General features: G+C 55.3%; 23 protein-coding genes. 2 read left to right on the plus strand and 21 right to left on the minus strand.

From position 1 onward, the window contains the following. On the minus strand, nucleotides 1-1,017 hold the full coding sequence (locus BMW84_RS18895) for an endo-1,4-beta-xylanase (RefSeq protein ID WP_091071063.1): 1,017 nt from the start codon (nucleotides 1,015-1,017) through the stop codon (nucleotides 1-3). Nucleotides 1,018-1,443: 426 nt separating this feature from the next. Here BMW84_RS18895 and BMW84_RS18900 point away from each other — a divergent pair, with 426 nt between their 5' ends. Beyond that, nucleotides 1,444-2,061 carry a cell wall hydrolase gene (locus BMW84_RS18900; protein WP_254773054.1) on the plus strand — a complete coding sequence of 206 codons (618 nt, stop codon included), beginning with the start codon at nucleotides 1,444-1,446 and terminating at the stop codon, nucleotides 2,059-2,061. A gap of 65 nt (nucleotides 2,062-2,126) precedes the next feature. Here BMW84_RS18900 and BMW84_RS18905 read toward each other — a convergent pair whose 3' ends face one another. From BMW84_RS18905 to BMW84_RS18935, 7 genes are all read right to left on the minus strand, one after another. Beyond that, nucleotides 2,127-3,308, minus strand: a complete 1,182-nt coding sequence (locus tag BMW84_RS18905; RefSeq protein WP_175498900.1) for a copper amine oxidase N-terminal domain-containing protein — start codon at nucleotides 3,306-3,308, stop codon at nucleotides 2,127-2,129. A 211-nt stretch (nucleotides 3,309-3,519) separates the two neighbouring features. After that, nucleotides 3,520-4,224, minus strand: coding sequence for an SDR family oxidoreductase (locus tag BMW84_RS18910; RefSeq protein WP_091071068.1), 705 nt, complete (start codon nucleotides 4,222-4,224; stop codon nucleotides 3,520-3,522). 99 nt (nucleotides 4,225-4,323) lie between these two features. Continuing rightward, nucleotides 4,324-4,737 carry a hypothetical protein gene (locus BMW84_RS18915; RefSeq protein ID WP_091071070.1) on the minus strand — a complete coding sequence of 138 codons (414 nt, stop codon included), beginning with the start codon at nucleotides 4,735-4,737 and terminating at the stop codon, nucleotides 4,324-4,326. Nucleotides 4,738-4,956: 219 nt separating this feature from the next. Further along, a complete protein-coding gene (locus BMW84_RS18920) occupies nucleotides 4,957-5,268 on the minus strand; it encodes a Dabb family protein (protein ID WP_091071071.1) in 312 nt (103 codons plus the stop codon). A gap of 28 nt (nucleotides 5,269-5,296) precedes the next feature. Next, a complete protein-coding gene (locus BMW84_RS18925) occupies nucleotides 5,297-5,800 on the minus strand; it encodes a GNAT family N-acetyltransferase (protein WP_254773042.1) in 504 nt (167 codons plus the stop codon). A gap of 96 nt (nucleotides 5,801-5,896) precedes the next feature. Beyond that, complete coding sequence (locus tag BMW84_RS18930) at nucleotides 5,897-6,688, minus strand: TrmH family RNA methyltransferase (RefSeq protein WP_091071072.1); 792 nt, start codon at nucleotides 6,686-6,688, stop codon at nucleotides 5,897-5,899. A 76-nt stretch (nucleotides 6,689-6,764) separates the two neighbouring features. Continuing rightward, entirely contained in the window at nucleotides 6,765-7,433 is a 669-nt protein-coding gene (locus BMW84_RS18935) for a potassium channel family protein (protein WP_091071073.1), read from the minus strand. A 121-nt stretch (nucleotides 7,434-7,554) separates the two neighbouring features. On the opposite strand from BMW84_RS18935, the gene sspI reads away from it, so the two are divergent. Continuing rightward, nucleotides 7,555-7,797 carry a small acid-soluble spore protein SspI gene (gene sspI / locus BMW84_RS18940; protein ID WP_091071074.1) on the plus strand — a complete coding sequence of 81 codons (243 nt, stop codon included), beginning with the start codon at nucleotides 7,555-7,557 and terminating at the stop codon, nucleotides 7,795-7,797. A 122-nt stretch (nucleotides 7,798-7,919) separates the two neighbouring features. On the opposite strand, the gene BMW84_RS18945 is transcribed toward sspI, so the two are convergent. The 13 genes from BMW84_RS18945 to BMW84_RS19005 form a co-directional block, all read right to left on the minus strand. Then, nucleotides 7,920-9,500, minus strand: a complete 1,581-nt coding sequence (locus BMW84_RS18945) for a peptide chain release factor 3 (protein ID WP_091071075.1) — start codon at nucleotides 9,498-9,500, stop codon at nucleotides 7,920-7,922. Nucleotides 9,501-9,768: 268 nt separating this feature from the next. After that, nucleotides 9,769-11,319, minus strand: coding sequence for a glucose-6-phosphate dehydrogenase (zwf, locus tag BMW84_RS18950; RefSeq protein ID WP_091071077.1), 1,551 nt, complete (start codon nucleotides 11,317-11,319; stop codon nucleotides 9,769-9,771). A 355-nt stretch (nucleotides 11,320-11,674) separates the two neighbouring features. Beyond that, nucleotides 11,675-17,038, minus strand: coding sequence for an S-layer homology domain-containing protein (locus BMW84_RS18955; RefSeq protein ID WP_175498902.1), 5,364 nt, complete (start codon nucleotides 17,036-17,038; stop codon nucleotides 11,675-11,677). Nucleotides 17,039-17,807: 769 nt separating this feature from the next. Further along, complete coding sequence (locus BMW84_RS18960; protein ID WP_091071080.1) at nucleotides 17,808-18,833, minus strand: hypothetical protein; 1,026 nt, start codon at nucleotides 18,831-18,833, stop codon at nucleotides 17,808-17,810. Then, nucleotides 18,794-19,381, minus strand: a complete 588-nt coding sequence (locus tag BMW84_RS18965; RefSeq protein WP_091071082.1) for an RNA polymerase sigma factor — start codon at nucleotides 19,379-19,381, stop codon at nucleotides 18,794-18,796. Before BMW84_RS18965 ends, BMW84_RS18960 begins: the two co-directional genes overlap by 40 nt. A 266-nt stretch (nucleotides 19,382-19,647) precedes the next feature. Then, on the minus strand, nucleotides 19,648-20,436 hold the full coding sequence (locus tag BMW84_RS18970) for a YwmB family TATA-box binding protein (RefSeq protein ID WP_091071083.1): 789 nt from the start codon (nucleotides 20,434-20,436) through the stop codon (nucleotides 19,648-19,650). Nucleotides 20,437-21,414: 978 nt separating this feature from the next. Next, nucleotides 21,415-22,068, minus strand: a complete 654-nt coding sequence (locus BMW84_RS18975) for a response regulator (RefSeq protein WP_175498904.1) — start codon at nucleotides 22,066-22,068, stop codon at nucleotides 21,415-21,417. Next, nucleotides 22,046-23,119 (minus strand): sensor histidine kinase, encoded by a 1,074-nt coding sequence (locus BMW84_RS18980; protein ID WP_091071203.1) that lies wholly within the window; start codon nucleotides 23,117-23,119, stop codon nucleotides 22,046-22,048. Before BMW84_RS18980 ends, BMW84_RS18975 begins: the two co-directional genes overlap by 23 nt. 44 nt (nucleotides 23,120-23,163) lie before the next feature. After that, complete coding sequence (gene liaF / locus BMW84_RS18985; protein ID WP_091071085.1) at nucleotides 23,164-23,811, minus strand: cell wall-active antibiotics response protein LiaF; 648 nt, start codon at nucleotides 23,809-23,811, stop codon at nucleotides 23,164-23,166. Nucleotides 23,812-24,005: 194 nt separating this feature from the next. Then, nucleotides 24,006-24,710: a PspA/IM30 family protein gene (locus tag BMW84_RS18990; protein WP_091071086.1), complete on the minus strand. Its 705-nt coding sequence runs from the start codon at nucleotides 24,708-24,710 to the stop codon at nucleotides 24,006-24,008. A gap of 3 nt (nucleotides 24,711-24,713) precedes the next feature. Continuing rightward, entirely contained in the window at nucleotides 24,714-25,205 is a 492-nt protein-coding gene (locus tag BMW84_RS18995) for a PspC domain-containing protein (protein ID WP_091071088.1), read from the minus strand. 4 nt (nucleotides 25,206-25,209) lie between these two features. Beyond that, on the minus strand, nucleotides 25,210-25,881 hold the full coding sequence (locus BMW84_RS19000) for a PspA/IM30 family protein (RefSeq protein WP_091071089.1): 672 nt from the start codon (nucleotides 25,879-25,881) through the stop codon (nucleotides 25,210-25,212). Nucleotides 25,882-25,929: 48 nt separating this feature from the next. Beyond that, a complete protein-coding gene (locus BMW84_RS19005) occupies nucleotides 25,930-26,235 on the minus strand; it encodes a hypothetical protein (protein ID WP_091071091.1) in 306 nt (101 codons plus the stop codon). Nucleotides 26,236-26,401: the final 166 nt, after the last annotated feature.

Consider the following 26,401-nt stretch of genomic DNA (forward strand, 5'->3'; position numbering starts at 1 on the left):
CTAGGACTGGACCAGCTGCAGAATGTCCCGATATCCTTGCTTGGGCAGATGGTTGGCATCGAAGAGAAACGGCCAATTTTTCCGCCCGCGCACCGGGAAATCGTCCAGCCACGTGTAATCGTCGGCAGCGCCCCAGAAGGTTACGCAGCCGATATGCTCCCTGTATTCCAGGAACAGCCGGAAAATATCCTTATACCGCGCTGCCTGCAGCTCCAGCATTTCCGTGCTTGGCGCGGTCACATCGGTCCGGCGGTCGTCGAACCGGAACATCGAGAGATCCAGCTCCGTGACATGCAGCTTCAGCCCCAGGCTGGCATAGCGCTCGATGGCTGCGCGAATATCGGCAATCGGCGGATCGAACAAATTCCAATGCGCCTGCAGCCCGATTCCGTGAATCGGCGCGCCTTGCTCCAGCAACCGCTGCACGAGCCGGTAAATTTTCTCTCTTTTCTCCGGATCAGATTCGTTGTAGTCATTGTAAAAGAGCAAGGCCCCGGGATCGGCGGCATGCGCATATTCAAACGCTTTCAAAATAAAATCTTCTCCGGCGATATCCAGCCACTTCGAAGGGCGGAGCCATTCACCGCTTTGATCGGAGACCGCTTCGTTCACAACATCCCAGGCATAAATCCGGCCTTTGTAGCGGGAGACGACCGTATCGATATGCGACTTCATTCGGGCCAGCAGCCTATCGCGATCCGCCGCTCCGCCATTGCCGTCCTCGAATACCCAGGATGGGGTTTGATTATGCCACACAAGCGTATGCCCTCTGACCGCAGCGCCGCACGACTCGGCAAACGCCATCAGCCGGTCTGCCTCTTCGAATACATAGCGTTCCGATTCGGGATGCAGCCTTTCGAATTTCATTTCATTTTCTGCGGTCAAGCTGTTGAAATGCCGGGCCAGCAGCTCCCGCTGCGTGGACAGGGTCTGGGGGTTCACAGCCGCTCCGATGCGAAACTGCGCTTGAAAAACTTCGGATAAACCGGGTATTTCTTCGTTCTGAAGCCTGTTCATGATAGATGCGCCCCTTTCCTCTCCGCTTTGCCTTGGAAAGCCGCAGCTCCCCACATACTCAAACTGTAGCCCACCCCTTCCTCTGGAACAACCTAACAAACCATAGAACTTACCTCAAGATTTATAGAAGTTTGCCCGGTCCGGCTTTCAAACCTCGAATCAAAAAAGCCTTATGGGCATGGTAAGACGTACCATGCCCATAAGGCTTTGTCCTATTATTGTCCCGCCAAAAATTCGTCCGCCTGCCGCTTCACCTCAGCTACGTATTCGTCTAGCGCCGACGCTCGCCGGCAGATGCTATTGTGAAACCAGATACGCTTGGGCCGGCAGATTTCCAATATGTGCGCGTTGAACCGCTTGCAGATGCCCCGATATAATGGCAAGCATAAGGAGGGGACTATGAAAAAAACACAATCCTTGACCCTGATGCTCTGCTTGATGATTCTGACATTGTTTGCTGCCGCTTCTCCGGCCGCCGCGGCGCCGGCGCTGAAGCCGGGAAGCACTTCCGGCGATGTGTGGGATCTCCAGTACCGGCTGTATTCCGCCGGCTATTTCGATCAGAAGCTGGACGGCCAGTACGGGACCCAGACCCAAGCGGCTGTCATGGGATTCCAGCAGGCATACGGCTTACCGGCCGACGGCATTGCCGGCGGTCAGACGTGGCGCATGCTCCGGAAACATTCCTTGAACCTGAATGAGATGGACATTATGGCCCGCGTCATTTTCAGTGAAGCCCGCGGCGAATCGTATACCGGCCAAGTCGCGGTCGGCGCCGTCGTGATGAACCGGATTCAATCCGCCGAGTTCCCGGACAATATCCATGACGTCGTGTTCCAGGCCGGCGCCTTCACGTCCGTCGATGACGGCCAGTATTGGCTGACGCCTGACCGCAGCGCATATCTCGCCGCACTCGACGCGGTGCGCGGCTGGGACCCTTCGAACGGCTCGCTGTTCTACTTCAATCCGCTGACCGCAACCAGCAAATGGATCTGGTCGCGCCCGCAGAATATAACGATCGGGAATCATATTTTTACGAATTGATAAGATTGGCTTACAGCAAAAAACAGGCCCTCCGGTACACCGGAAGGCCTGCTTTGTTGCTATGTTTAAGACTGGTCGTCAAAATCCTGGTCGAGGCTGATGTCTTCGCTGTAATTCCAGTGGCCGTTATTGTATTTCAATATAATAAGTGCCTCATAATCGTCCTCGGAATCGACTCCATCGCCGTAAGTGGCGTCACTCCAATGGATGCCGGCCTGTACAACCGCTTCTTTTTCCCCGAGATACACCACCCGCCCGCCGGACAACAGGTAACGTTCATCCGCATTGGCGAATACCCCTTTCTGCTTGTCATCCCAGGTTACAGAGCCAACGGCGGCATTCCAATGCGTGATCACCTCCGGATCGGTATATTGCTTGGTCAAAGCGAAATTCTCCGAGTTGTATGCATCAAAATAGATGTTCAGATCCGTCAAGACAGCCTTTTGCTTGTCAGGATCATGCCTCTTGATCGCCTCCGCTTGCTGGCCGATATCCGCTGGAAGCTCCATACGGTTATATATCCATTCGTCGGTTGCGATTCTCCACTTCCCGTTTTCTTTATGAATCCCATAGTCATAGACATCTTCGCGGCTCAGCACAGCCGAGTTTTTGATATACGTGACCTGGAGTTTGGCTTCCGTTACGGAGTAAAAGTGAATATCATCGACGTTCACCTGAAAGTCCCGGACCGGAATTTCACTGACCGGCCACTCGACATCCGCCAAATAGCCCCGTTTAAGGTTATTGGAAGTCAAATAACGCGGACTGTAAGTTTCGTAATACCGGGTCACAAGCTCTTTAATTGCCGATTCCTGCCCAAAGCCGTAAGACTTCAGCGCGACCGTGGCCCGGGACTTGTCGTAAACCACCGAATAGCCGGACAATTGGCCGACGATCCGCAAAGGAAGGTAGGCCTGTCCGTTGATTACCGGGATTTTGTCCCCAAGAACATAAGCCGTTCCGCTAAGAGCAGTATCAGAATAAAGCGTATCCCCGCCGGCTATAAAGCTGATCTTCGTCCCGTAGTCCTCTGCGGAAATGTACTTCGTCGCCGGATCCGTGGAAATCTTGTAGCCCAACGCCTCAAAAAATTTGCGGTAAGGCACGTAAACCGCGCCCGACTTCAGAATCGGCGTAACCCCGGCCATTTTTTTGCCGTCGACCGTCATTTGAAGCGGCTGGGCCGCGGAGGCCGTCTGAATCTGAACGGCCAACGGTGCAGCCGACAACAAAACGCATACCATCATAAATATAGCCACATATTTACGGATCAAAGTAACACATCCCATTCGCAGTAATGTAAACATTAACCAGTTTTATGAATCTATTCTATCGTATTTCGCGAGCGCCGTATGTATATTTTTAACGTCAAAAAGCCGGACAGCCGCTCACGAGGTGAATGGCTGTCCGGCTTGCTCAAAAGCTGTATATGAAATGGACAATGACGGCTTTAGTCATTTACCAAGGCAGCGTATTGTCCATGTAAAAGAATCCCCCAGTCGGTCCATCGGCATCAATCGTTGCATACCGGACCGCTGTCTTCGCGCCTTCTTCTGGCGTCAATTCGCCTTTGTCGCCGCCCATCCGTGTTTTGACCAGCCCGGGATGGACGGTGTTGATCTTGAGCGGCGTGTCTTTGTATTTGTTCGCCCAGAAGACGGTCAGCATGTTCAGCGCCGCTTTGGAAGCGGAGTAGGACGGAGTCGCCAGCTGTTGCGCCAGCTCGTTGCTGAGCAGGAACTGCATCGATCCGAGCGCGCTGCTCTGATTCACGATCCGTCCCGCATCGCTCTTCAGCAGCAGCGGCAGCAGGGCTTCGGTAATATGGAAAGGAGCAAACGTGTTGACCTCGAACGATTGTTCAAAAGCACCTTCGGTTCCTTCCTTCAGCAGGACTCCCGCATTGTTCACCAGAATATCCAGTTTGCCGTATTGCGCTTCGATGAATCCAGCCAGCTTGGCGATATGTTCCCGGTTAGTCACCTCGAGCTCTACGCCAACGGCATCCACGCCTTCGTTCTTCAGTGTTCCGGCGGCTTCGTCCGCGTCGTGCTGCGTACGGGCCGAGACCAGCACCGTCATCCCCTGTTGGCCCAATTGTCTGGCTACCTCGTACCCGATGCCTTTGCTTGCTCCTGTTACCAATGCGATTTTGCTGTTCATGATCCATTCCTCCTGAAAGTTGTTTTTTTGTTTTTTGAGAACAATCATTCTAGTATATTTAAAAAAATATAGCTTCAGATGTCTGCTTTGCTGCTTGGCTCAGCTGACGGCAAGAGCAGGCTCCGTGCTGGCTAGCCATCGTTCTGCTTCTTTCACGTCCGTAAAGCTGGTTTGCCGGTAGGGCAGGCTGCCGAGGCCATCGATGGTGCGGTTCACGCTCATTTTGGCAAGGACGCTGCCCGGCTCAACCATCGCAAGCAGGCGCAACCCGCTTTGATAGATATGCTTTACAAATACGTCCGCCATCCAGGCTTTGTCTTCCTCTTTGATCACCGACCCTTTGCGGATATCCATCAGCACCTTGCTGCCTTGCTTCAACATCAGCAAGTCGGCGCTGCGGAGCAGAATCTCCTGAAACCCTTCGCCATACGAAAACCCGTTCCATTCGACCTTTACACTCTTCAGGCTCTCATCCCAAGCCACCGAACCGTGCGCCGATTCAAAGTAAGTCATCCTCATACCCCCTCGGATATTCGGGAACGATCATTCTACTTTCAGCAGCCTTGATCCTTTGTTCCCTCGCTTATGAGGATATCTTAGCATAATGGGAACGATCAGTAAAGAATTATTTTTTACTTATCGTTCTCATAAATAAATCGTCGCTGACTCTTGTAAAGAAGGAAAGTCCCGGGACACCGGATCAATCGGCATTCGGGACTTAAGATGTGACGCCTATGCTTGTTTTTCCGTAAAATCAATCTCCAGGAAACGCTCCACTTCGGTCTCCCAACGCTCCCGGACAAACTGCACATGCGCCGGGTGGTCGTTGTATGTATTGTAATCTTCCTGATGATCAAAAATCATCGAGAATCCGTAATCATAGTCATTTTTGAGACTGACCTGATCAAATACCTGAAAATTCCGGACGACCGGAATCGATGTCAATGCCGCTCTGCCGTCACTCAGGAACGCGGTAGCTTCCGGAGAACCTTTGGGGTGTTTGAGGGTAAAAATGACCATATGCTGAATGGAAGGGTTGTTCATGCTTCTTTCTCCTCTCTATGACAAGCGACTAGTTTACCATGACGATAAATTCGGTTTCCTTCCCATCATTGCGGAGTACAAACGTGCCTATTGGCAGGAATCCCGCTTTCTTGTAAACGGCGATCGCTCTGCGGTTAAATGCCGCGACGCTTAGCCTGAACCGCCCGGGCTCAAACGTATGCTGCCCAAAGTTCAAACCCGCTTTCAGAAAATCGCTTCCCGCACCCTGCCCGGTCCGTTCCGGCTTCATGCCCAGTCCGATGTCGAGCGCGGCCTGATCCGAATACAAACCGGCTTCGGCGCCGGCGTTTACTTGCGCGCTTGCTCCGTAGCAGAAGAATCCGACCAGCCCCTCTTGCGGATGTTTGACTGAATAGTAGGTACCGTTCAACAGCTCCCCGGTATCTTCCGGATCATCCGACATATTGTAAAAAGAATACGGCGGCGCATAATGCCACTTTACGATTTCTTGGGCGTCTTCCGTTAGCATCGGATGGATAATATAAGATGCCTGCTGGGAATTGTCCATCATGCTACCCCTTCCTCGGACAACGTATCAAACTCGGCTTTTGAAATCTGGTGATACCCCGGCGTATCCGCTATTCCCGTCAGCGTCTCATAGGCCAGACTATCGCATTCCCCGCTGCCGCATGCCTTCAAACAGCAGGATCGTCGCTGCCATTGCGGCATTAAGCGATTCGGCCTTGCCGGCCATCGGGATGATGATGCTCTTATCGACCATGGCGGCGGTCTCTGCCGAGATGCCCTGGCCTTCGCTGCCGATCAGCAGCCACTGGCTGCCGCGGAAATCATGCGTGTAGCAGGAATCGGTGCCGGCGAGCGAGGTACTGACGAGCTGTACGCCGCGTTCCCGGGCTTCCGGGAGGAGCTGGCGCAAATCGCCCTCGACGACCGGAAGGTGAAAGACAGACCCCATCGTGGAACGCAGGGTCTTCGGGTTGTACAAATCGGCGCAGCCCTGGCCGAGAATGACCCCGTCCGCCCCGGCGGCATCCGCGCTGCGGATGATGGTGCCGACGTTGCCGGGGTCCTGCACGCCGTCGAGCACGATCGCGAAGCTGCCTTGCTTCGCGAGAATGGCCGCGGCGTCCGGCCGAGCCTTGCGCGCCACGGCGAACACAGGCTGCGGCGTGCCGGTGCTGCTGCATTTGGCGATGACGGCCGCGGACACGCCGATCACTTCCATGCCCTGCACGGCTTGCAGGTGTTCCCGCAGCTCCGCCGGCATCCCCTTGTCGAGATCATAAGCCAGGATCTCGACCTCCGCGCCGGAGAGCAGCGCCTCCTGCACCAAATGGATGCCCTCAATGATATATTGGCCGGAGCGGTCGCGATGTTTCTTCTCCTGCAGTCCAGCCCATTCCTTCACCCGCGCATTTTGCGGCGATAAAATCTCCATAACGCCCTACCTTTCTCAGCCTTGCCCCGCTTGATCGTTGATTTATGCCTTCCTGGCACGCACATGGCGCACCCGGCTATTTATTATAAGCCACTTCCAGCTTGTTCAAATTCTCTTTGTGCCCGACGATAACGAGCACGTCTCCGTCCACGAGCCGGTCTTCCACCTGCGGCGTGATGTTCATCTCGTCGCCCCGCCGGATCGCCATGACGTTGCAGCCGAATCTGGCGCGGATGTTCAGCTCCTGCAGGTTTTTGCCAACCAGCGGCCCGGCCGCTTTCATCTCCAGAATGCTGTAATCCGGCGACAGCTCAATATAGTCCAGAATGTTCGGCGACGCCAGATGATGCGCGACCCGCGTGCCCATGTCCCGTTCCGGGTAGACCACCTTGTCCGCACCGATTTTGCTCAGGACCTTGCCGTGCAGCTCGCTTTTGGCCTTGACCAGAATGGCCGGCACGCCCAGATCCTTGAGAATCAGCGTCGTCAAAATACTCGCCTGGATATCTTCCCCGATCGCGACGACCACCACGTCAAAATTGCGGATGCCCAGCGCACGCAGCGCCTCTTCATCCGTGGAATCCGCGGAGACGGCATGCGTAACGATCCCCGAGATTTCCTGCGTCCGCTGCTCGTCTGCGTCGATGGCCAGCACATCGTATCCCATTTCGCTGAGCGCCTTCGCGACGCTGGAGCCAAAGCGGCCCATGCCGATAACGGCATATTGTTTTTTGCCTTTGGCCATAATCCGTACCTCCCGCCCCATATACATCCCAAACAGTATAGCATATCAGGAATTAAACTTGAATTTTCCCCGGCCCGGCTGGGCAAATTAACAGCGGATACAGACCGAAAGGAGGATCGAAATGCCCGTTACGATTGATTTGCGCCAGGCTATTCTGCACAAGGTGCACGGCCAGTCGGAGGAACAGCTCAAGGAGATGATCGTCGGCTCCATCGACGGCCCGGAAGCGGCGCTTCCCGGACTTGGCGCCGTGTTCGAAATGATGTGGAAAGACCTCAGCAATGCCAAGCAGGATCATCTGGTGGCTCTGCTTCATCATCACCTGGAGAAGGAGACGCCCGGCTCGATCACTTCCGAAGACTAGGCTACTTTTCGCCTGCAGTCCGGCCGATTCCCCAAAATCAAGAGACCCCCGCCTTTGCCGGCGTTTGCACACCGGTACAGCGGAGGTCTTTTTCACATAGGTTAACTGCTTACGTGTATCACTTACGGAGCGGTTTCCAGGAACTTCGCGCTTGGATTTTTCTCCATCGCGGTGCGCATGGCATATTCGTTCTCGAACAGCACCACGAAGTTGCCCTTCTTATCGGTCACCAGCGTGGAGTTGATACGGAATTTGCTTGCGTCCGGCTTGTTGTCGTCGATAATCCAGCGCGCGAACTGGTAGCTCATGCGCTGCATCTGCACGTCCACGCCGTATTCGCCCTTCATCCGGTATTCGAATACTTCGAACTGCAGCTGCCCAACCACGCCGAGGATGATGTCGTCGAAGCTGACGGTGCGGAACACCTGAATCATGCCTTCTTCGGTCAGCTGGTCGATGCCCTTCTGGAACTGCTTCGATTTCAGCGCGTTTTTGATGCTCACCTTGGCAAAAATCTCCGGTGAAAACGTCGGCAGCTCGTCAAACTCGATATCGCCCGCCTGGCTCAGCGTGTCGCCGATCCGGAAAATCCCCGGGTCAAAAAGGCCGATAATATCGCCCGGATACGCCTCTTCGACGATATCGCGGTCCTGCGCCAGAAACTGCTGCGGCTGGCTCAGCTTGATGTCTTTGCCGGCCCGTACATGTTTTACGGACATGCCGCGCTCAAACTTCCCGGAGACGATCCGCAGGAAGGCGATCCGGTCGCGGTGCGCCGGGTTCATATTGGCCTGGATTTTGAAGACGTAACCCGTAAACTTCGGATTCGCGGGCTCGATCGGTCCGGCCGTACTGCGGCGCGGCTCCGGCTTCGGTGCCAGGTCCAGGAAGTTGTCGAGGAACGTCTGCACGCCGAAGTTGTTGATCGCGCTGCCGAAGAAGACCGGGGTCAGCTCGCCGCGGAGCACTTTTTCATAATCGAACGCATCACCCGCCACATCCAGCAGCTCCAAGTCCTGGCACAGCTGGTCATGCAGATATTCGCCGGCCATCTCGCGGATGATCGGATCGCGGTAGCTCTCGACCTTTTGCACCTTAATGACGCTGTGGTCGTCGCCCTGGAACAATTCCACCTGATTCTTCATCCGGTCGTACACGCCGCACAGCTCGCGTCCGCTGCCGATCGGCCAGTTCATCGGTACGGAGCGGATGCCCAGCACGTTCTCCAGTTCTTCCATCAGCTCAAACGGATTGCGGCCTTCGCGGTCGAGTTTGTTGATAAACGTAAAGATCGGGATGCCCCGCTTCGCGCACACCTGGAACAGCTTGATCGTCTGCGCTTCCACACCCTTCGCCACGTCGATCAGCATGACGGCGCTGTCGGCGGCGGTCAAGGTCCGGTAGGTGTCCTCACTGAAGTCCTGGTGACCCGGGGTGTCCAGAATGTTGACGCGGTGTCCGATATAATCAAACTGCATCACGGAGGAGGTAACCGAAATCCCCCGCTGTTTCTCGATTTCCATCCAGTCGCTTGTCGCGTGTTTGCTGGCTTTGCGGGCCTTGACGGTCCCTGCCAGCCGGATCGCGCCGCCGAACAGCAGCAGCTTCTCCGTAAGTGTCGTTTTGCCTGCGTCAGGGTGGGAGATGATCGCAAACGTTCTGCGTTTCTCAACTTCCTGCAGCAGATTCTGTTCCGGTGCCATAGATTATGCACGTATCCCTTCATCTATAAATTATGCTTTGCGCGTCCATTGCCTAAAAAGGATCATCAAATCGGAGCTCCGCTCATATGAACAAATCCTTTCTGTATTCGTTTCCTCTTCCGCTTCCAAAAAGCATCCTTTAAAGTATAACAAAATCCGGTTGTCATTATCTACAAAAATGCGCCCAAACTGCCGTATTCCGCAAAAAAAATCCCCCCGCCGGTTGGGCGGAGAGATCTGTGCTTACGATAAGGTGGTTTTGCCGGTCTTAGCCATTCACTTGCCAAACGACGTTGTCTTCTTCCTGCCCGTTAACCGGCCACCAGTGGAAGCCTTCCTTCGCGAGCAGCTGATCCGCTTCGACCGGTCCCCACGAGCCAGCAGGGTAGGAAGCGAGATCGCCGCCGTCTTCCTTCCAGGCTTTGGCGATCCGGTCGACGAACGACCAGGCCGAGGACACTTCGTCCCAGCGGGTGAAGTAAGTCGAGTCGCCGCGCGCCGCATCATGCAGCAGCCGTTCGTAGGCTTCCGGCGAGTTGATGCCGATCATGCAGCTTTGGCAGAAGTCCATCGCCAGCGGCTGGATTTCCGATTCGGAGCCCGGCTTTTTGGCGTTGATCTTGACGTAAATGCCTTCCATCGGGTTCACGCGGATGACGAGCAGGTTCGGCTCGAGCGTGTGCTTTTGGCCCAGATAGACGTTGGTCGGCATTTTCTTGAATTCGACCACCACTTCGGTCGTCTTCACCGGCAGGCGTTTGCCGGTACGGATATAGAACGGTACGCCGGCCCAGCGGAAGTTGTCGACGAAGACGCGGGCAGCGAAATACGTTTCCGTATTCGATTCCGGATCGACCTTGTCTTCCTGGCGGTAAGCCGGGAGCGATTTGCCTTTGTACAGGCCCTGCGTATATTGGCCGCGCACGACGTTGTCGCGCACCTCTTCCGAGGAAGCGTATGGACGAAGGGAACGCAGTACCTTCACCTTCTCGTCGCGGATATCTTCCGCAAGGAGGCGGCTTGGCGGCTCCATGGCGATCATCGTCAAAAGCTGCAGCATATGGTTCTGCCCCATGTCGCGCAGCGCGCCGGCATGATCGTAGTAACCGCCGCGCTCTTCGACGCCGACCGTTTCGCCGAGCGTGATCTGGATGTTGGCGATATGCTTGTTGTTCCACAGCGGCTCGAAAAAGGCGTTGGCAAAACGGATCACTTCGATGTTCTGCACCATTTCCTTGCCGAGGTAGTGGTCGATGCGGTAAATCTCTTCCTCCTGGAATACCTGGCGGATCTGTACGTTCAGCTGCTCCGCGGATTCCAGGTTGTAGCCAAACGGCTTCTCGATGACGAGCCGGTTCCAGCCCGCGCTTTCCAGCATGCCCCCTGCTTTCAGGTTATAGGACACGCTGCCGAACAGCTCCGGCGCCAGGGCCAGATAGAACAGGCGGTTGCCCGGGATGCCGAATTTCGCTTCCAATTCCTCGGTTTGCGCATTCAGCGCACGGAAGCCGTCAATATCGTTAATGTCGAGCGACTTGTATTCAAAATGTTGGACGAATTCATTCCACTCTCCGGCATCTTCAGCCTGGTAGCGGCAAAACTCGCGGATGGAATCCTGCACGTCCGCGCGGAATTCCTCCTGGGTGCGGGGACGACGGGCCACGCCAATTACTGCAAAATCATGTTTGAGCTTGCCTTCGCGGTACAAACTGTAAATCGCCGGAAAAAGCTTGCGCCGGGCCAGATCTCCGGTTGCGCCGAAGATAAAAAAGACAGCGCCGGGTGCTTGCAGTGCATCTAGGGTTTGATTTTCAGCCATGGCTCCTCATCTCTCTGTATGTAATTTAGTTGACATTCATTCTCAGCGCCGGACGGACATTAAAACCGCGTGACGGCGTGATGTCATTTTATCATATTCGCAGAAAGGATGCTATCCGATTCCTGACAGTTTTTCTCGGGATTTCGCAAAATTCAATTACTCTTTCTTATTCATTTACATAGCCGGGCTTATACATCCCTTTCGGGTCCAGTATCCGCTGCAGGCCTCCAAAATCAGGAACACAGCTATTATAACGCCACGCGAAAAGCTCCGCAACGCGGGGGCGCCGGAATCCCGATCCAATAGAAAAGCAGCGACTTTCCGCTGATTTTACGGAAGAGCCGCTGCCTTTGGCCTAAATTAAATTCGATTTCTTCAGCAGCCGCTGGATCAATACAGCCACTTCGGCACGCGTTACATTCGCTTTTGCCTCGAGCTTGCCGCCGTTGCGTCCGTTAACCAGACCTGCCTGAGCAGCTTGAGCGATGCTGTCCCTCGACCACTGCGCCGCTTGTCCGCCGTCGGTGAATTTGCTCAGAGCATCCGTCGTATTCAGCGTGCCCGCGCTTTGGGCGAGACCTGTCAGTTTCATGGCCTTCGCGAGAATCACCATCGCCTGTTCGCGGGTAATCTTCACGTTCGGACGGAAGCTGCCGTCGTCGAAGCCGGTAATCAAGCCGTAGGAGGCCGCCGTCTGCACAGCGCCGGCATACCAGGCATCTGCCGCTACATCTCCGAAGGGATTGGCGCCTTCACCCAATCTCAGGCCCAAGCCGCGTACAATAATTGCAGCAAACTCCGCCCGCGTAATATCGGCATCCGGATTAAACATCGTCTCGCTGATTCCATGGGCCACAAGGCGGGAGCCCATATCGTTCACGACGTCCTTTGCCCAGTGATTCGCGACATCCGCAAAGCTCAACGGATGCCAAACCACCGAGTAGGTACTGTTCGTCAGGCTGTTCAGCGTTGCGTAATATTTGCCGCCCTGAACCGTGACTTTTGTCGGTACATGACGTACCGTTCCGTCGGGATCCACGACGATCCCCGTCGTAATCCGGTTCGGGTCAATCCCGTCCGGCAACGCGATGGTGCGTTCAACATACGCATTGAATTTGGACACTTCTACTGTCTGAGCGCCGTAACTGCCGTTGACTTTGAAATCCACCGGCGGCGCAATAAGGGTGAGATCGCCATTCAGCGCCGCTTTAGCCGCTGTTTGTGTCATATCTGCCGTTGTTTCCGATATGATGACCTGCAGCTTAATGTCTGCCAGCGGTACGTTTCCGCCAAGCTTAGCCGAAATTGCATCAATGTTGATCTCGCCTGCCGGCAGTCTATAGCTTGCCTTGGCCGATTGCAAAATAATTACCGCATCCCGCTGCTCCATGTTTTTGACCATTTGGCCGTTCAACTCACCGACCACGGCGTTCGCAGCCGACAGGACGGGGATAGTCACAACGGCGCCCTGTCCTTCGGCATCCAGCTTCGCCTGCAGCCTGGCTGGATCAATGGTTACCGTTGTCGTCTTCACGCCCCCCGACTCCGTGGTTACTGCCTTGCCTGCATTTTCGGCTTTAACAAGTACGTCCACTGAAGCCTCGGCGGTATTGGAGCCATTACCGCTCGGCAGTTCCGGCGATGGGATTGCGGCATATTCAATGTAGCCGCCGTTAAGCTTAAAGTTGGCCGGCGTGTAAATCCCGTTCAGTCGGACCGTCAGCTCCGGAGCGTCCGCATCATTCTCGGTATCCATAAACAGCGTCGTCACGCCTCCTGATACTGATACTTCAACTGACCGAGGCGCGACATTCTCGCCATCGCCCGCCGTGACGGTACCACCGGTGAAATCGATGACCGGATGCGCGTCGCTGTATCCGTTGATAACGGAGGCGCCGTTTGTGTCCGTCACCATGATCGCATTCGCCGGTGTCCCGATCATTCCATTCACCGTTCCTTCAACAAACCCGATGACTCTCAGGCGGTCTCCCGCTCCAAAGCCCGTGATGGTATCGATGCCATTGTTGGTCTGATTGTAGGCAATGGTCTCTGCCCCTTGGGTTAAGCTGATCAAATCGTTACCGGACAACGTCCAAATATCGATGTCGTTGTTGCCCAGCGTATTGCCTTCAACCGTCGCCTTCGTCACGGCGCCCCCTTCAACAATTCCCGTGCCGAATCCCGAGACCATATTGTTGCGGATGACCGGATCCTTAACGCTGGTGAATCCAATTCCGTCATTGGAGTACCCGCCGTCGTTGGAGGTCGTGCTGTTATGCCATGCCGGAATTCCCGGGCCGGTCAGCGTGTTGCCCTCTACGGCGAAACCGTCTCCGGCCTCATACAATAGAATGCCTGTCGGGCCATACAAACCGAGATTAAGGTATGAGCCTTCATTCCCCGGCGCCGGGATCACCAGACCGAAATCGTAAATGCGGTTGTGGGTTACGCTTCCCGTAGTCCCACGGCGATCGCCGTTCGCGCCTCCGGAAGAGCTGCGGTCCGTGGATGAAATCTGGATCCCGTTGCCCGTGCTGTAGAGCGTCCTGCCATGGCCCTGAATTTCGTTATCGTGAATGTCGACCTTAAGCGTTGGTCCCCATGCCAGAATCCCCGTTTTATGAAAGCGGACGATCTGCGAATTCTGCACCGTTACCTCGTGCTGCCCCGTCTCTGCCGCCCCTTCCAGCAGGATGCTCTCATTATGGTTGGCTCCCGACGGCTGATCCTGCGACACATAGGAAGCCGGCAGCGGTGCGACAGGAAGACCGCTGTAATCCGAGTAGGTATCCCGCACATCAACAACCCGGACATGATCGATCAACGCCGAGGTGTCGCGCACAGCAATGCCATTAAATGTGTAGACATCCGCAATGCCGTCATGCGCCGAGATGTACCCCTGCTTGCGACCGTCTACCGTCAGGTCTTGGATTACGACTTTTTTATTGTTATCTGCCCCTGCAGTCGAGGCGAATGGCTGCGGAGTTGGCTCCTCTGCTGCCTTTACACGGATAACTGCATAAATCCATTGATCCTTCAGCGTCTTCCAGCCGGCTTTGGACAGTTGCCCGGCATTCGGCGACTCTATGGTCGTCACACCGATACCCTGTCCTTGCAGCGTAATGTTTTTCGTAATTTCGAGCTGCTCTCGGAATGTCCCGGCGTTGATCGTGACCGTATCTCCGTCTGTCGCTGCATCGATTGCGCCTTGAATGCTCGTAAAATCAACCGTTACGCCGTTATGCGCCAGATGGGCGATCGGCGGAAGCCTCCTCAGTTCCGCAGTTGCTGTATCTTTATCATTAACCTTTGGGCTTCCCATCTCATAATCTGCCGCCTCGACGGTTTGCTTACCCGCTGGCAGCCACATATAAGCAAGGCCGTCATCATGGGTAGGTGCAACATAGTGGTAGATATACGAATCGCTTTCCCCCTTGTTCACTTCCACTTCCGAATGGACTACTGTGGCCTGCGGCGGGTTTGTCGTGACCGTCAGGAGATTCACATTAACGCCGCCGGATTTGTTCTTAATGGAGCGTGGGTTGGCAAGAATCTCCGTAAAGATCGGTCCGATATTGCCTGTTGCGATCTGCACATCCTTGGCAAAAACGGAAGTTCTCGTGGCCGATGCCCCCTGACCGCCGCGTACGTAGATATCCTCCGCACCGTTGGCAATCACTACCGTACCTCCGTTTCCGTTGCCGTTTGCACGTAAGCCGACGCCTCCCACACCGCTATCTCCTTTACCTCCAAGCGCGGTCACGTCCGATCCATCACCGATCAAAATCGTACCCGCATCGGAAAAGAGGCCATGCGATCCGTTGATCTGCCCAGCGCCGCCTTTAGCCACTACCTTGGACGATCCGGTGATTTCGATATTCCCGGAAATGCGAACCGCCATCCCGCCGGATGCATTCGTAACCAATCCGGTTCCTCCGGTTGCCGTTACCTCGGCTTTACCTTTGATCATTAAGGCACCGCTAGGGGAATAGATGCCGTATCCGCCCGTTATGCCATGCCCTCCGGTAGCTGATACCCGGGCACCGTCCACGACAATATCATTAGTAACAAACACTCCGCCGCCATTAGAGAACCCGCCATTGCCGCCGGTCGCTGTAAGCGAGGTAGCTTGGCCCGAGACCTGAAGCTGAGCCGTAAATAGCCCGTCGCCGCCAATCTGCGACTCACTGGCCCCGCCGATTAAGGTCACGTTGCCGCCGCTGATCTCCATGCTGTCATATGCCCGGATCCCCCTGCCGCCTCCGAAGAAATTGCCTCGGTCATAAATGGATTTTGCTTCTCCGCCGGCGGCAGTCAGTGTTCCGCCTAACATCATCAGCTTTCCGGCTTTTCCTCCCGAATCGTATCCTTCAAGAAAAATACCGGCGCCGCCCTCGTAGGTAACCCCTGCTCCTGCGCTCAGGGCAGACCGGTCCCCATCCGTCTTTCCGCCAGTCACTGTCACGCTGCCGCTCTCGATGACCAGGTTACCCCAGTCGAGTGCAATGCCGTTGCCGCCTGAGGCTCCAACCGAATCGCCCCCGGTTGCATTGACGGTTACACTGCCGCCTATCGTCAGTTGGGCCACGGGATTCGTATTGCCGATCGTTTTGTCGGATTCCATAAAGATCCCGCTTCCGCTATTGCTGGCGGCATTATCAGCTTTACGTCCATTCGCAGTCAATGTGCCGCTGCCAGTAATGGTAAGCTGGTGGTTCGAACGGCTGTAAATGCCGCGATAGCCCTCAATCGTATTGCTGCCGGTCACTTCGATCACATAATTTCCCGGAGTGTTGGCTTTGAAGCTGATCCCGTCGTTGCTATCACCGGCCGGAGCCGTAATATTGAAGTTATCCAGCCTTAACGTGACCGGGTTGTCAACCTGTACATAAACATTACTATAAGATTTGCCTGCCTTACCTTTCAAAGTAACCGTTGACCCTTCGGATGCGGTCACATGGATTAGAACCGGTGATAGCGGAGAATCATCCGCCGTAATCTCCAGCACGTCACCCGTCACAGCGAGCGTCCGGTCCTGCCAGGCGTATGGCGTGCCGTTGACGGTATAACCAAACACCGGCCCGGCGGCGCGATTCATCGTTACAGCATAATATTTCGCCGTCGTGCCGTCGCCAGCCGTTACTTTGATATAAGCCGTCGTCGCGCCTCCCGCCGTGAGCGAAATTGACGAGGAGCCTGTAATCTTCCCGGTTGCGAAGTCGCTGTATGTGTATAGCTCTACTCTTGCGTCCGCATCGCTTGCCGCGATGTCGGCAAGGCCCAACGAACTGACGGTATTCGCAACGTTAACAGTCCATGTTACCGGCGTGCCTGCCGTTGTACCGTCTCCCCCTGCGGGATCCGGATCTGTTAGGCCTGCGACGCTCGCTAGACCTGCGTCTGTATCAGCAGTAACCTCAAAGCTGACAGTAAAACTCTTTGATGTAACGTTTGTACCCGATACCGTCACAGCCGCCGAATAGGTCTTAACGGCAAGCCCTGTGTTTGGCGCCACAGTGAAGCTGTCGTTTCCTTCTATCGCGATGCTGCTGATATCCGTTTTGGACAGCGTAAACGAACTTGCATCGTTGCCGCTTAGCTCGACCGTCAACTCACCGGACGCCTCGGCACCCTCATTACTAACGGTAACGCTGTAAGGATCTATGGCAACATAACCTGCGGTCTTTGAGCCGAAATCATGGTTTCCCGTTACGCTCAATTCAATAGAGCTTGTTGGGTCCGCATGCGCACCGGAAGGAAATGCCGGCCAGGAGCTTAGGGCAAGCATGACAATTAAAAAATAAGAAATGAATGTTTTTAATTTACGGTACAATGTCTTCAGCCTCCAATTTAAGTGATAGATTGAACTTGAGACTACTGAAGCTGAGGCGATTGGGCCCGGAAAAATGTATTGCCATTCCATTGAAGCAAAAAGTTGTTCTAGATAAATCCCGTTCCCCGTGTTGCGAGCCGCAAATCTCCTCTTTCCCCTTCTTTGCTGAAACGCAAAGCTTGCTCGGCATAAAGGCATGTCCTTGACTCCATACGCGACCGTAACGATTTGGAAAAGCTGGCATCCATCTGCAGGATGTGACTGTCCGGAGAATCTGCTCCTTTCTCTTGAAGATGCGGGCTTGCTGATCCGGATTACGCCGACATACAAACGCTTACATGTAATTTCCTAATCTGGCATCCATAGCTGCTAGATTGGGTTAGGACCGACAATCTCCACCCCATTTCAGCAGAATCCGCCATAATCGGCTAGAAAAATATGTCGATCTCTACCAAAAATTATAGATGGCAGACATAGAAACCACAAGCATTTGGCATAAAATTACTGGGTAAAAATTCCTAGTTACCGCAAAACAGGTCAAAAGGGGCGATATAGAGCTAAGTTGTATCGCACATTGAGGCAGATGAGTTTTCCTTCGCTCAGCAAAAAGAAAGCCGCAGTAACCGGTTCATCCGGTTCTGCGGCACTAAGATTTTTAACGCAAATTCAGCAGCGACGCGGCGACCTGCTCCAAATCCGCTTTCGAAAGCGGACTGCCGGGATCATCGTAAATCTGGTAAAACAGATGATTGCTCTCGTCCAGCCAGCCGAGATGATTGCTTTTTCCGGATCGGCTATTCGCTGAGGATTTGATATAGTAGGCTTCCGTTCCTTGGATGCTCAGCTTCTCGGCGGTATCCTGTTCACTCTGCATCACGCTGGTCAGCGTCACCTCCGGGCCGGATTGGCGGACGGTAATGGTAAGGGTATGCTCACCCTTCGAATATTGCGCAAAAGTAAAGTCGGCTTGAGACCAGTCCAGCTTGCGGATGAACAGCTTTTGGCTGTCTGCCGCCTTGTCGGCCTGCTGGATCAGCCCCTTCGCGATTGCCCGGTATTCCGGATCTTTTAGGCCGTCCGGGTACGATTGCTTGGGATAGACATAACCATAGGCAAACGTGTACCCGCCGGGAATAGCAGAAGGAGCCGACAGCTCCGGCGCATCCGTCCGCGCGATTTCCGCCTGCAAGCCGGTGAAGCTGTTGAACCTGGCCTCTTGATAGGCAAACTTGACGGGATTCACTTCATCAGCCTGATTGATGATCTCATCCTTGACGTAATAGGCAGCGAATTCGCCCGGCTGCAGCGAGTTTTTTACTTCCTGATTGTACTGGTTCCATAATTGCGTATACGTTGCTGATGCTTCCGATGCTGCCGGTGCCTGCACCGTATTTACGACAACTTTCCCGTTGCCGCCCCTCAGCTCCAGAAACTGTGAAGCGGCATAGCCGGTCACCGAAAGCCCCAGCACGCAGGCCGCCGCCATCGCAGGTACGGCAATGCTTTTTCGCATGCGCAGTTTGCCAGCCGCTTTAGTGTCCCCCGTCCGACTGGATTCGCCGCTGATTTGCGCCATGACCTTATCCGTAAGATCAAAAGCTTGCACCTTAGCCGCTTCCCCCGGCAGCAGATCCATCTGCTTCAGGCTTTGCTCTTGATCCATGAGCTGTAAGTTAGACATGAGTCTTCCTCCTTTGCGTTCTGCATGATTTGCTTCAGTTTGGTTAACGTGCGGCTGTATCTCTTTTTGGCCGCCTCCGTGCTTTTGCCGATAATCTGGGCGATTTCGCTGAACGGCTTTTCTTCAAAAACGCGCAGCACGAGCAGGTTCCGCTCCTCGGCCGACAGCTTCAGCAACGCCCGGCTCAGCGGTTCGCTGAACAATCCGCGTTCTACCACCTGTGCTGCACTGTTCGTACTGAGGACTTCACTGGACAAATTCCGGCTTAATGAACGCTGCAGCTTGCGCCGCCGCAGAACATTGAGGCAGTGGTTGTAGGCCAGCTTATAGAGCCATGAAGAGAAGTTCACACTTGGCTTATACATACGAATTTTCTCAAAAGCGTTCACGAGAATGTCCTGCACGGCATCCTCCGCTTCCTGCTCGTTTCCGAGCATCCGCCAGCAGTAGACCAGGATCTGGCGCTGATAGGCCTGTACGATATAAGCATAATCGCCGGTTTCACCGGCCTGCACGCGGCGGATGCGGTATTCGATCTCCTCATTCAATCGACCCATCCCTCCTTTGCTTTGTTTCAAATTTCATCTATATAACAATCCGGCAGCAGCAAACGGGACATTTGCGGCCGAATGTTTCAGGCGATGCGATAATCAAGTACCAGTGTAAAAGAGACAAGGCTCGGAGTCCATGCGTCCATGGATCGGATGGTGCGGATACTGCCAGTGTGAGAAAAAAGAAGGCTGTCCCCCGCAACCCGCTTCGGTTGTTTGGGACAGCCCTGTATGCAGGAGTCCTGCCGCGCCTGGCAGACTCTTTAATATTCGATCGTAATCAGCGGCAGGCCGATCGTCACCCGGTTGACCCCGGTTTCGCTGCTGCGGTGCACCGCCGCTTGCAGGGCGAGGGCATGCCCGCCGCTGGCTACCGTGCGCTTCATATCCGGCACGCTGTAAGAACGGCTTGCCGTGGTGTCGTCCCCGTAAGCCTCTTCGGCTTTCGGGGCGTTGAAGACGCGGGCGAGCTGCGCTTCGACCGCATCCATCGCTGCGGCGGGCACATCCTGCGTCGCAGCCGTTCCCTGCAGCGCGGCGTTCCACTCCGCGTTGATGCCTGCGGCCTGCAGCGTTTCACCTGTGGCTTCCGCTGCAGCCTCAAATCCGCCGCCCCGCTGCCAGTCTGCCGTCTCGTGCGTCACAATCACGTAGCTCGCTCCGTTGCCGAGCTCGCTCCAAAACATCGACACCTTGCCGCCGGCGCCTGCTGCGGCAACCGCGCGGTAGGCGGTGTGGCCGTCTTCGGCCCCCGCCTCCACTTTGCCGAGGCCGAGGCGCTGCGCGAGCGCCTCGGCTGCCTGCCGGGCGGCTTCGCCTTGCCCGGCATAGGTCCCTTGCCACTTCAGCACCAGCCGAAGTGGCGTCCCCGGCTGCGTTGCGGCTTCGCCCGCCGCAACGAGCTGCGCCAGCGGCGTGCGGAGCGCCGCCGGTTTCTGCGCCGGTTCGGCGTGGGCGCCGCCGAACCCGGCGAGCAGCAATGCTGCTACGCACAGTCCCGCCACCGCCATCATCCATTTGGCTTGTCCTTTGTTTCCGCTCCGCAGCTTCATTGTTCCATCGCCCTCTCATCCGAATCTAGCAATCTACTAGAAGGATAGCCGGGAGAGGGCTACTTTATACGTGGCTGTGACGGAAAGAGAGAGTGTGGTTTCACAAAAACTCCTGGTGACTGATTACTGGTCACTGGTCCAGCTGAGATGCAATCTCATCTGGATACCGGACATTCGGTGCATTGGGCTGATGGTGAATAACTTGCGGTGAGAGGCGAGAGAGGAGATGTGGGTCCCCGTGGCATCGAGTACCCCAAACCTAGCATGAGTGCAATTCAACAGTAACTCGCTCTACATTCGGATTGGGCCGTTGTGGCAGCGGATGCTCCAAACTCAGAGATCCAAGCTGGCAGTAACTGCTTCGCGCTCCAGCTAGCGGACCTGAGAGCCGCTATTTACGGGAAATAGCCTCATTTCCCAGGCTAACGGACACCAGCGCCGCTATTTCCTCCATTTTGCTTGACTACGCAGCTTTTTGGAGTCAATAACGGCGCTCAGGTCCGTTAGATTACAAATCGGCGCGTTTTTCAGCAAATAAGGTCGCTCAGGTCCGCAAGCGACTGAACAGACGAACAATGAGGAGCAGCAGCAAAGAGATTGTCTTGTTGTATAACCGATCGTCCCCTCATCTGCCTCATCACGCCCAACGAGCACGCTCCACACTCAGCTAACGGACCTGAGCGCCGCTATTTACGGGAAATAGCCTCATTTCCCAAGCTAACGGACACCAGCGCCGCTATTTCCTCCATTTTGCTTGACTACGCAGCTTTTTGGAGTCAATAACGGCGCTCAGGTCCGTTAGATTACAAATCGGCGCGTTTTTCAGCAAATAAGGTCGCTCAGGTCCGCAAGAGAAGCACAAAGGAGGCAAGCCCGAAAAATCGCGACCAGCGCCGTTACTTGCAGAGAGCGGCATGCTCACTAAGATTTCTCCTCCCAGCCGGCCTTCGTCCGCCCACAAACAAAAAAACGGCCCGGCTACTCCGCCAGTCCGTTTTTGTATGCGTAGATCGCTGCTTGCGTCCGATCCTCGACGCCCAGCTTGGCGAGAATGTTGGTGACGTGGAACTTCACCGTTTTGATGCCGATGATGAGCTGGTCGGCGATATCCTGGTTGGATTTGCCCTGGGCCAGCAGCCGCAGCACCTCCATCTCCCGGTCGGTCAGTTCCTTGTAGGCCGGGGCTTCCGTCTTGGCGTTGCTGCGGAAACGGTTCATCATTTTGGAGGCGACCTGCGACTCCAGCACCGATTGCCCACGGGCTGCGGCGCGGATCGCATCCGCGACTTCGCTGGCCCGCGACGTTTTGAGCAGGTAGCTGAACGCGCCGGCCTCGATGACCGGGTACATTTTTTCATCGTCCAAAAAGCTTGTCAGCACAATGACCTTGCAGTCCGGGTACAGCTTCATCAGCTGGCGGGTCGTCTCGATCCCGTCCATGCCCTCCATCACCAGATCCATCAGCACGACGTCGGGATTGTACTCTTTGGCCAGCCGGATGCCTTCTTCGCCGCTGCCCGCTTCGCCCACCACTTCGATGCCGTCTTCCGTGCCGAGCACGGCCGCAAGGCCGATCCGCACCATCTCGTGGTCGTCGACCAGCAGCACTTTAATCGGTGTTTCCATCTCCATGGCTTGTTTTGCCTCCTTGTTCGTTGACTAACGGAACGGTAATTTCAATCCGCATGCCTTTGCCGGGCGCGGTGATAAAAAGAATCGAACCGCCGATTTCGGTAATCCGCTCCTGCATGTTGGAGAGCCCGTACGAGGTCTGCTTGCTCTCGTCCATTTCGAAGCCGACCCCGTCGTCGCGCAGCGTCAGCCGCACGGTATCGCCTCGGCGATGCAGCCGGATCTCCATCCGCTCTGCCTTCGCATGGCGCAAGGTGTTCGAAATCGCTTCCTGTACGATCCGGAACAAATGGTTCTCCACGCCTTTAAGCAGCTGTACGCCGGGGTCCATTTCGAACACGATGTCCAGCGGAACCTTGATCTCCAGTTCCTTGATCAGCTCGCGAAGCCCCTGCTCCAACCCCTTGCCTTCCAGGTACACAGGCCGCAAATGCAGCAGCAGCGCCCGCATCTCGGACTGGGCGACGGCAGCCATTTCTTCGATCAGCGCGATCTGCCGCTGTGCCTTGTCAAAATCCTTCTCCAGCGTCCGCCCCACCGCTGTCGCCGTCATCGAGATGGCGAACAGCTGCTGGGAGACGGCGTCATGCAGCTCGCGGGCGAGCCGCTGCCGCTCCTCCATAATCGCCGAGCCGCGCGCCTGCTCGGCCAGTTTGGCGTTGTTGGTGGACAAACGCTGCAGCGTGTTCACCTGGTTCTCCCAGCGGCCGCCGAGCCTGCCGAGCTGTTCGCCGAGGCGGCCGAGCTCATCGCCGCCGAGCTCCGGCATCGGCGGGGTCAGGTTGCCTTTTTCCCAGGCAACAAGCGTCGTCCGCAGCGTCTCAAGCCGCCGCTTAACGCGAAAGCTCTGATAGAACCCGAAGCCGAGTCCCAGCGCTGCAGGCAGCAGGACCAGCGTCGCCGCGGCGGTCAGCCCGACGCTCCAGCTGTCGAAGGGCTGCAAATATCCGTATGTATACATAATATAAGCGATGGCCAGCAGCAGGACGAGGGAAAAAATCGCTCCCTCGCCCATGCTGCGGGACACCATGTTGCTGTTCTTTTTCTCCATGCCGAAGGAGCCCCCTTCCGGTTCAAAATGTACCGCCAGCATGCTCAGGACATCCGTACGTCCAGATCGCCCATAATATAAGAAATATTAAGCTTTACTTTATGCTCTGCGCTGTCGTAGTTGGGCGATTTCCAGTTCAGGCGGTTCATCATCCCGGTATCGCGATGCGTGCCGAACTCAATCGAGCCGAACAGAACAAACGCTTCGATCTCCACGCCGAACTCCTCGGATAAATGAATATCCATATCGCCGAAAATCCCCTGAAACAGCATCGTCGTTTCCGGCTGCTCCGCCATGGCCAACGTCAGATCCACGTCCGCCTCGCCCAGCACATGCCACGCGCTTAAGCTATGCATCATCCACGGCGACAAATCCCAGTCGAACCGGGACGAGAAGCTTTGCTTCTGCATATATTTGCCCTGGCGCTGCATCCGTTTGGATTTGACGAAAAACATCCCAAGCGAAATCAGGCAGATGCCTGCCACCAGCAGCAGATGGTCGAGCAGCAGCAGCACCGCGCCGATCCCCAGCAGCGTATATCCCTGCCGCACTCTTCCGGAGGTCGTCCGGTAAATGCCGAGCAGCAGGAGAATCAGTGCGACAATGGAAAGAAACCCGATCCATCTGCCAAAAATCATTATGCAGCCCAAGCCGATCAGTCCGATGGCTATCAGGCGGTTCCGTTTGTCCATTTCGCACCTCCTTCGCTAAACAACCCCACAAAGTGGGGCTTTGATCTCGAAGCCGGGTCGTATACTTTGCGGGGACCCTAAAAACAATAATTTCTTTAATGCCTACAAAAGCCATACCGGTATGGGTCGCCCATACCGTATGGCTTTTGCCTTGTACAGCATATCATATCTGTCCGTTCTTGTGGAGCGGAAGACTATTCTTCTTTTTTCTCCAGCGACGGGGCGGCCGGCGCGCCGTTCAGCTTATTTTTCAGCGCGGCGAGCTGCTCTTCCACTTTGAGCTGTTTTTCAGGATCGACCGGCTTCACGTAAGCGGACGACGGAGTGTACGGAGCGCGCAGCACGTCGGCTTCCGCTTCAAGCTGCATGATCTTTTCCTCCATCCGGTGGAAGCCCAGGGAGGCGCTGCCGCTTTCGATGGCATGCACGCTGCTGATTTGCGACATTTGCTTTTTGGCTTTGGCCATTTGCGCGCGGGATACCAGCTCGTTGCGTTTGTTGCGCAGCTTGTAGAACTCATCCTTCATGTCGTGCAGTTGCTGTACCAGTTCCTTCGCCTGAACATCGGCTTGGGCGTGGAGATCGCTGTATTCGGCATACTTTTGATCGAAATAGATTTTTTCTTCCAGCAGCTTGCGGGCTACTTCTTCCTGGCCGTTCTTGAGGGCAAGCTCGGCTTGGGCACCGCGCTGGCCGGACATTTTGACCGCTTCCTCCACGCGCTGCTTCATCCGGCGCTCGTTCGCCATTTGTTTGGCTACGGTCACCTCGGCTTCATGGATCTCAGCCTCCATGTCGCGCAGATATTGGTTCAACATCACTACCGGATCCTCAACCTTATCCAGAAGATCGTTTACCGATGCTTTGGTCATGTCCTTGATACGTTTAAATACTCCCATGTTTTACACTTCTCCCTTCTTGTATTTGGCAAGTTCGCGCTTCAGCTCTTCGACTTCCTTCTGCAGCGCCTTCTTCTCGATATCCTTCATCATGGCATCCAGACCTGAGTCTTGGGCCGAGTAAGCTTTGTCATACGCCGGGCCGCCCTGCGGGCCGTACCCGCCTTGGGCTTGCGGACCATGTGCATGGTGTCCATGACGGGTATGTCCATGATGCCCTTGCGGGCCGCGTCCATACTCCGGTCCTGCATAATGCGGGCCCCCGTAAGGACCTCCGGCCATTGGTCCCGGTCCGAAAGGATCGTAATGCACCGGCTCCTTCGGAATAATCAGTGCGGCGATAAAGTAAGCCAGAATCGTCGCTCCGCCGGAGAACGGAATGGTAATGACCAGCAAAATCCGGAATAGCGTCGAATCAATTCCCAGCGTTTCGGCTAATCCGCCGGCCAGCCCCGTCATGAGGCGATCGCGGGTCGAACGGTATAATCGTGTCATCGTGCTACTCCTTTCCATCATTGTTCAGCTTCTCCTTGAGCCGGGCCATTTCCCGTTCGAGCACCGAAGCAACGGTTTCACCCGCTTGAACGATGTATTCCTGACCCATGCGGCGCAGGTCGCGCAGGCTTTTCGCCTCCAGCTCCCAGTCCGTCATCTTATCTTCCAGCCGGCCGAACATCTTCGGCACGTCGCTGCCGTACGCGGTATTCCGCTGGTTCAGCCGCTGCTGCAGCCGGAGCGTCTCCATCCGGGCCGCATAATACTGGCGTTTGCTGTATACCGTCTGGTATTCCATCTTCAGCTCGTTCAGCTGGTTCTCCAGCTCCATCAGCGATTCGCGGCTTTGCTCCAGAAGGCCGTTGTACTGCTCAAGCTTTTCTTCATGGATGATTTTTTCCTGCAAGGCCAGCTTGGCGAGATGATCCTCGCCCGCCTTCAGCGCCAGAAGCGCTTGTTCCTCGCGTTTGTTTCTCATCGCTGCCGCCTGATTCACTTGCTGTTGCAATTGCTTCGTATGCGCCGCATATTGCTGATACAGTCTTTCGGCTTCGGCAATTTCTTCCCGAGTCGAGTGCAAGAACTGGTCGATCAGTTTCACGGGATCCTGGCTTTGCTCCAGCCGTTCGTTCAGATTGGCTACGGTAATGTCTCTCATTCGGCGAAACACACTCATGATTTGCTGCTCCCTCCCTGCTTCATTGATTAAGTAATCCGCAAGCGATTAATAGGTTCTGTTGCCTTTTCCTTTAAGTACCGAGATGCCCCACACGACAAGCGCGATACCGAGCAGCGGACCGATCAGCCAAGCCAGCTTCCCGATTACGGAAATCAGTCCGATGATCAGGACGATCCAGCCGATAAATTTGTGGCCGCGTTTGATGCCGTAGTACCCGAGAGCCACGAACAGGAGCGGGAACAAAATTGCGAAAATCCCGCCGATCAGTTTGGGAAGAATCCCGAGCAGCATAATTGCACCGATCACGATCAATACAATTGCCAGTGGATTGTTTCTGCTATTTCTTTGCATTGTTTTCTCACCGCCTTTCGTTGCCTTAACCTTATGCTCTTATTTTAGGTGAATCCGCGGCCTTTCAAAACCGACTGCGGACGGTTTTATGAACTGGACCTTAGTCGGGGCGTTGATCAGACCTCAGGCGGCTTAACGCCCCGCAAAGGCCATCCTTGGCTCTGAA

The organism is Paenibacillus sp. NFR01, from assembly GCF_900111565.1.
Lineage (GTDB): Bacteria > Bacillota > Bacilli > Paenibacillales > Paenibacillaceae > Paenibacillus_AQ.

Excerpts from the sequence above, each read along its gene's own strand:
- BMW84_RS18895 (WP_091071063.1), bottom strand. The coding sequence starts at position 1,017 with ATGAACAGGCTTCAGAACGAAGAAATACCCGGTTTATCCGAAGTTTTT.
- BMW84_RS18900 (WP_254773054.1), top strand. The coding sequence starts at position 1,444 with ATGCTCTGCTTGATGATTCTGACATTGTTTGCTGCCGCTTCTCCGGCC.
- BMW84_RS18905 (WP_175498900.1), bottom strand. The coding sequence starts at position 3,308 with ATGATGGTATGCGTTTTGTTGTCGGCTGCACCGTTGGCCGTTCAGATT.
- BMW84_RS18910 (WP_091071068.1), bottom strand. The coding sequence starts at position 4,224 with ATGAACAGCAAAATCGCATTGGTAACAGGAGCAAGCAAAGGCATCGGG.
- BMW84_RS18915 (WP_091071070.1), bottom strand. The coding sequence starts at position 4,737 with ATGACTTACTTTGAATCGGCGCACGGTTCGGTGGCTTGGGATGAGAGC.
- BMW84_RS18920 (WP_091071071.1), bottom strand. The coding sequence starts at position 5,268 with ATGAACAACCCTTCCATTCAGCATATGGTCATTTTTACCCTCAAACAC.
- BMW84_RS18925 (WP_254773042.1), bottom strand. The coding sequence starts at position 5,800 with ATGATGGACAATTCCCAGCAGGCATCTTATATTATCCATCCGATGCTA.
- BMW84_RS18930 (WP_091071072.1), bottom strand. The coding sequence starts at position 6,688 with ATGGAGATTTTATCGCCGCAAAATGCGCGGGTGAAGGAATGGGCTGGA.
- BMW84_RS18935 (WP_091071073.1), bottom strand. The coding sequence starts at position 7,433 with ATGGCCAAAGGCAAAAAACAATATGCCGTTATCGGCATGGGCCGCTTT.
- sspI (WP_091071074.1), top strand. The coding sequence starts at position 7,555 with ATGCCCGTTACGATTGATTTGCGCCAGGCTATTCTGCACAAGGTGCAC.
- BMW84_RS18945 (WP_091071075.1), bottom strand. The coding sequence starts at position 9,500 with ATGGCACCGGAACAGAATCTGCTGCAGGAAGTTGAGAAACGCAGAACG.
- zwf (WP_091071077.1), bottom strand. The coding sequence starts at position 11,319 with ATGGCTGAAAATCAAACCCTAGATGCACTGCAAGCACCCGGCGCTGTC.
- BMW84_RS18960 (WP_091071080.1), bottom strand. The coding sequence starts at position 18,833 with ATGTCTAACTTACAGCTCATGGATCAAGAGCAAAGCCTGAAGCAGATG.
- BMW84_RS18970 (WP_091071083.1), bottom strand. The coding sequence starts at position 20,436 with ATGAAGCTGCGGAGCGGAAACAAAGGACAAGCCAAATGGATGATGGCG.
- BMW84_RS18975 (WP_175498904.1), bottom strand. The coding sequence starts at position 22,068 with ATGGAGATGGAAACACCGATTAAAGTGCTGCTGGTCGACGACCACGAG.
- BMW84_RS18980 (WP_091071203.1), bottom strand. The coding sequence starts at position 23,119 with ATGGAGAAAAAGAACAGCAACATGGTGTCCCGCAGCATGGGCGAGGGA.
- liaF (WP_091071085.1), bottom strand. The coding sequence starts at position 23,811 with ATGGACAAACGGAACCGCCTGATAGCCATCGGACTGATCGGCTTGGGC.
- BMW84_RS18990 (WP_091071086.1), bottom strand. The coding sequence starts at position 24,710 with ATGGGAGTATTTAAACGTATCAAGGACATGACCAAAGCATCGGTAAAC.
- BMW84_RS18995 (WP_091071088.1), bottom strand. The coding sequence starts at position 25,205 with ATGACACGATTATACCGTTCGACCCGCGATCGCCTCATGACGGGGCTG.
- BMW84_RS19000 (WP_091071089.1), bottom strand. The coding sequence starts at position 25,881 with ATGAGTGTGTTTCGCCGAATGAGAGACATTACCGTAGCCAATCTGAAC.
- BMW84_RS19005 (WP_091071091.1), bottom strand. The coding sequence starts at position 26,235 with ATGCAAAGAAATAGCAGAAACAATCCACTGGCAATTGTATTGATCGTG.